Source organism: Neisseria sp. (assembly GCF_030523955.1).
Classification (GTDB): domain Bacteria; phylum Pseudomonadota; class Gammaproteobacteria; order Burkholderiales; family Neisseriaceae; genus Neisseria.
In genome coordinates, this window is record NZ_JAUNHL010000101.1 from 1 (window position 1) to 3,874 (window position 3,874).

At 47.5% G+C, this 3,874-nt stretch carries 4 protein-coding genes and 1 tRNA gene; 4 read left to right on the forward strand and 1 reads right to left on the reverse strand.

Features of this window, described 5'->3' with window-relative positions:
- Positions 1–413: 413 nt before the first annotated feature.
- A tRNA-Asn gene (locus Q4C79_RS13020) sits at positions 414–489 on the reverse strand.
- A 297-nt stretch (positions 490–786) separates the two neighbouring features.
- Here Q4C79_RS13020 and Q4C79_RS13025 point away from each other — a divergent pair.
- From Q4C79_RS13025 to Q4C79_RS13040, 4 genes are all read left to right on the forward strand, one after another.
- Complete coding sequence (locus tag Q4C79_RS13025) at positions 787–1,581, forward strand: polyamine aminopropyltransferase (protein WP_303091451.1); 795 nt, start codon at positions 787–789, stop codon at positions 1,579–1,581.
- Between the two features lie 278 nt (positions 1,582–1,859).
- Entirely contained in the window at positions 1,860–2,177 is a 318-nt protein-coding gene (locus Q4C79_RS13030) for a ferredoxin (RefSeq protein ID WP_303091452.1), read from the forward strand.
- Positions 2,178–2,201: 24 nt separating this feature from the next.
- Positions 2,202–2,840 (forward strand): alpha/beta hydrolase, encoded by a 639-nt coding sequence (locus tag Q4C79_RS13035; RefSeq protein WP_303091453.1) that lies wholly within the window; start codon positions 2,202–2,204, stop codon positions 2,838–2,840.
- 141 nt (positions 2,841–2,981) lie between these two features.
- Positions 2,982–3,650 (forward strand): hypothetical protein, encoded by a 669-nt coding sequence (locus tag Q4C79_RS13040; RefSeq protein WP_303091454.1) that lies wholly within the window; start codon positions 2,982–2,984, stop codon positions 3,648–3,650.
- The last annotated feature ends 224 nt before the right edge of the window (positions 3,651–3,874 follow it).

Here is a 3,874-nt window from a genome sequence, read left to right on the forward strand (position 1 = left end):
CGGTATAGTCATATTAATGCTTATATCCGGCTATTGCAGAACAGCGGTGTGTTAAATGAGCCTGAGCGGCAAGACGAGATCAGGAAAAAGCTTTTTCATTAAAGGTTTGCAGCAAATTTAACTTTATTCACACTGTACAAGGTGCTATCAAAAACAGTGGCGGTTTAATATGGCGGATTAACTTAACGTTCGCGAAGGCTCCATTGCGCCTTAGCTTAAAGAGAACGTTTTTGTAAAGCCGCTAAGACGGCAACAGAATCGGTTCCGTATGTGTGTACTGTCTGCGGCTTGCTGCCTTGTATCGAAGTCATTAAATCTGCTATAGCAGTTCGAAATGCTTGCATTTGTGGACGCAAGATTCAGCATGATAGACAAATAAAAAAGCCTAAACGGTTGTTTAGGCTTTTAAATTTTGGCTCCCCGACCTGGGCTCGAACCAGGGACCTGCGGATTAACAGTCCGTCGCTCTACCGACTGAGCTATCGGGGAAAGAGTGCGCATTATTGCAGCATCGTTACGGTTTGACAAGTGTTTTATGTTCGAAAAAATTATTGTTTTGTTTTATCAGGGAATAATTATATAAATGCCTGTCTGAAAGAGTTATAGCGGATTAACTTAACTTTCGCTACGTCGTTGCTGCGCCTTGTCGTACTACTTGTACTGTCTGCGGCTTGCTGTCTTGTATCGAAAATTAATTAAATCCGCTATAGCTAGGGGAAAACTTCATGCGCGACAAACAGTTTTTTAATACAATGAATCATCTTTTAATTTCGTTTTTTGGTGTTTATGGCACATCATCCTTACCGGCGCTTACGCGCCCAGCGGTTCGAACTACCTGAAGTGGGCATTTCGGAAACCGATAATATCCGCTCGCTGCATCTGGGCAGTGAAACCGTGCAAAGCTCGATGAATCTGGATCATCCGGCGGAATTGGTTTTATCGTACAGCCGGGCAATGATGGGATGGCTTCTGTTTGCGGAACATGCGCCGGAACACATCACGCAAATCGGCTTGGGCGGCGGATCATTTGCACGCTGGATTGACGAGTATTTGCCGGAAACCCGGCAAACGGCGGTAGAGATTAATCCGCAAGTGATTAATGTGGCGCGAAGTTTGTTTGAGCTGCCGTTTGAAGGGCCGCGCTTTGAAATTGTGGAAGCCGACGGTGCGCAATACATCAAAACGGTGCGGGGCGGCACCGACGTGTTGTTGGTAGATGGCTTTGACGGCGAGCAGATTATTGATGCGCTGGTGGACGCGGAGTTTTTTATTGATTGCCGCCGCGCCTTGTCGCAGGATGGGGTATTTGTTACCAATTGGTGGAGCGGTGATAAGCGCTATCCGCGTTTTGTCGCGGTGCTGACGGAGGTGTTCGAGGGCAGGGTAATGGCTTTGCCGGCAGAAAGCCACGGTAATGTGGCGGTGATGGCTTTCCAGCGCTTACCTAAGGATTTGCAACTGGCTAATTTGAAGAAGCGGGCGCCGAAATTGGCGGAAAAATATGATTTGGATTTTCCGGCGATGCTGGCTGCCTTGAAAGCGGCTAATCAGCATAACGGCCGCTGTTTTGTATTCGGCTAGGTTCTGTTGGCAATTGACCAGCGAAGTGGTGAGGTGGTTTTTTGAGGCAAAGCCGCGTATGTAAGGAAAATTTTAAAGTGCAGCAATGTTGAACATATTGCGAGCATTTTAGCTTCGCAAGTCTGCTACGCCACCTAACGTCGAAGGCGGGGTACTTTGAACAAAATACCGCCGTTGTGTTGTATCTCAAAAGATCCTAGAGGCAATGCCTGTCTGAAAAGAATCAGCTAGGTTTATCTTGCTGCTTCTGTTTTTTGTTTTATCAAAAGGAATATTTCATGAGCTTTTTTGAGCGTCATCTTTTTATTTGTACCAATGCGCGTAAAGATCCGTGCCGGCAAAGTTGTAACGACAATGGCGAGGCGGATGCGGCGGTGGATTTTTTAAAAGGCCATGCCAAAGAACAAGGTTTGATCGGGCCGGGTAAACTGCGCATCAGCAGCAGCAGTTGTTTGGGGCGCTGTGAAGAGGGCCCTGTGATGGTGATTTATCCGGAAGGCCGCTGGTATACCTATGTGGACGAGCAGGATTTGCAGGAAATTCTGGATGAGGAGTTGGTTAACCATCGCAGCGTAGAACGCTTGTTGATTGATTAAAGCGGCGCAGAAGGATGGATGTTAATGTCTAAATTTGAAATACTGGAAACAGCCGGCCCGGTCGGTAAATTGGAATTGATTTATATCCCGGCGGAAGGTGTGGAAAAAGGGGTGGCGGTGATTAACCATCCCAATCCGCGTCAAGGCGGTACGTTTACCAATAAGGTCATACAAACAGCCGCCAAGGCTTTAAGCCGTTTGGGTTTTCATTGTTATTTACCGAATCTGCGCGGCGTGGGTAACAGTGAGGGCGAGCATGATTATGGAGTGGGAGAAACCGATGATTGCGTGGCGGTAATTGATTTTGCCCGTAGCCGCCACCCAAGTGCGCCGAAGTTGGTATTGGCCGGTTTTTCCTTCGGCGGCTATGTGGCTTTGTTTGCTGCGCAGTTGCGCGAACCGGATTTGTTGCTGTTAATCGGCCCTGCAGTGCGCCATTACGAGAGGCGTGAGCCTGATGCGCCTGATGCGCGCAAAACGCTGCTGATACACGGTGAAATCGATGATGTAGTTTTAATTACCCAAGCCAGTGATTGGGCGGATGGGCAAGATATCCCGATTGTGATGCTGCCCAAGGCATCGCATTTCTTTCACGGCAAACTGATTGTGCTGCGCGATACTATCCAGCGTTTGGCGCCGGTGATATTAAATGCGGCGGAATAGTTTTCGATAAACCTTTCAGACAGGCAAATGCCTGTCTGAAAGGTTTAGGCCGATAAAGTTTTTCAGGTAAAGATTTATTCGATAAATATTATTGCGGTGCTATAATCCGCACGTCATTAACTGTTTTGTGAGTAAGAAACCATGAAAAAAAGCTTTTTGGCCGTTGCGGCCGTGCTGACTCTGACTGCTTGCGGTACAACTGAGCAGCCCGCAGAAAAACAGGCGCCACGCGCGCAGCAGCAACAGCAAATCCCGCCGCAATTTGTGTTTACGCAGGAGGTGCAGGGTGCGCAACAGGTCGGTAAAGGTAATACCGGCTATCGTTTTGTGCTGTTGGTACCGGGTACGACGCAGCCGGCGGCCAAGCAACCGTTTGTTTTATCTCACAGTAGCATCAAACTGCCGTTTGCAAACAATAAGACCGAAAACATTTACCGCGGGGTAACCGACGAGCGCGGCATGACGCCGGTATTTGTTTTTGAAGGCCAAGTTCCGCAAGAAGGTTTTCTCTTGTTGCCGCAAGTGGGTAAAGGCCCGGTGGGCGGCTGGGTGAATTTATCTAACGAACAGCGCCAACCTTTGGTAGGCGCTCCTTATTCGATGGCCGTATGCGAAAAATCACCTTATCTGTTTAGCGCCTTAACCAATAATAGAGGGCAGAGCGCTTATGTAGCGGTTAGCAACAAAAATGTAAAAGTCGAACTGCTGCCGTTTAGCAATGATCAGGCGGTACGCGCCAAACAGCTGGCTGATGCCTGCCAGCCGGCAGCCAAAGCGGCTCCGGCTAAGAAAGCGGTAAAAAAACGTTGATTCGGTAATCACGAAAATCGGAATGCCTGTCTGAAAACTTGTTTTCAGACAGGCATTTTTTGTCTGTTATTTTGCAAAGCGATCAGATTGTATTTGTATTAAGCGTGGTCGAAATTCATTCGATCGCTTCGCAGCATGATAATGACAAATTTGATTTACAAATCGTATGATAAATCTACTCTAATTGAATTTCTATATATTTCAATATATTAATTTCTTCCGAT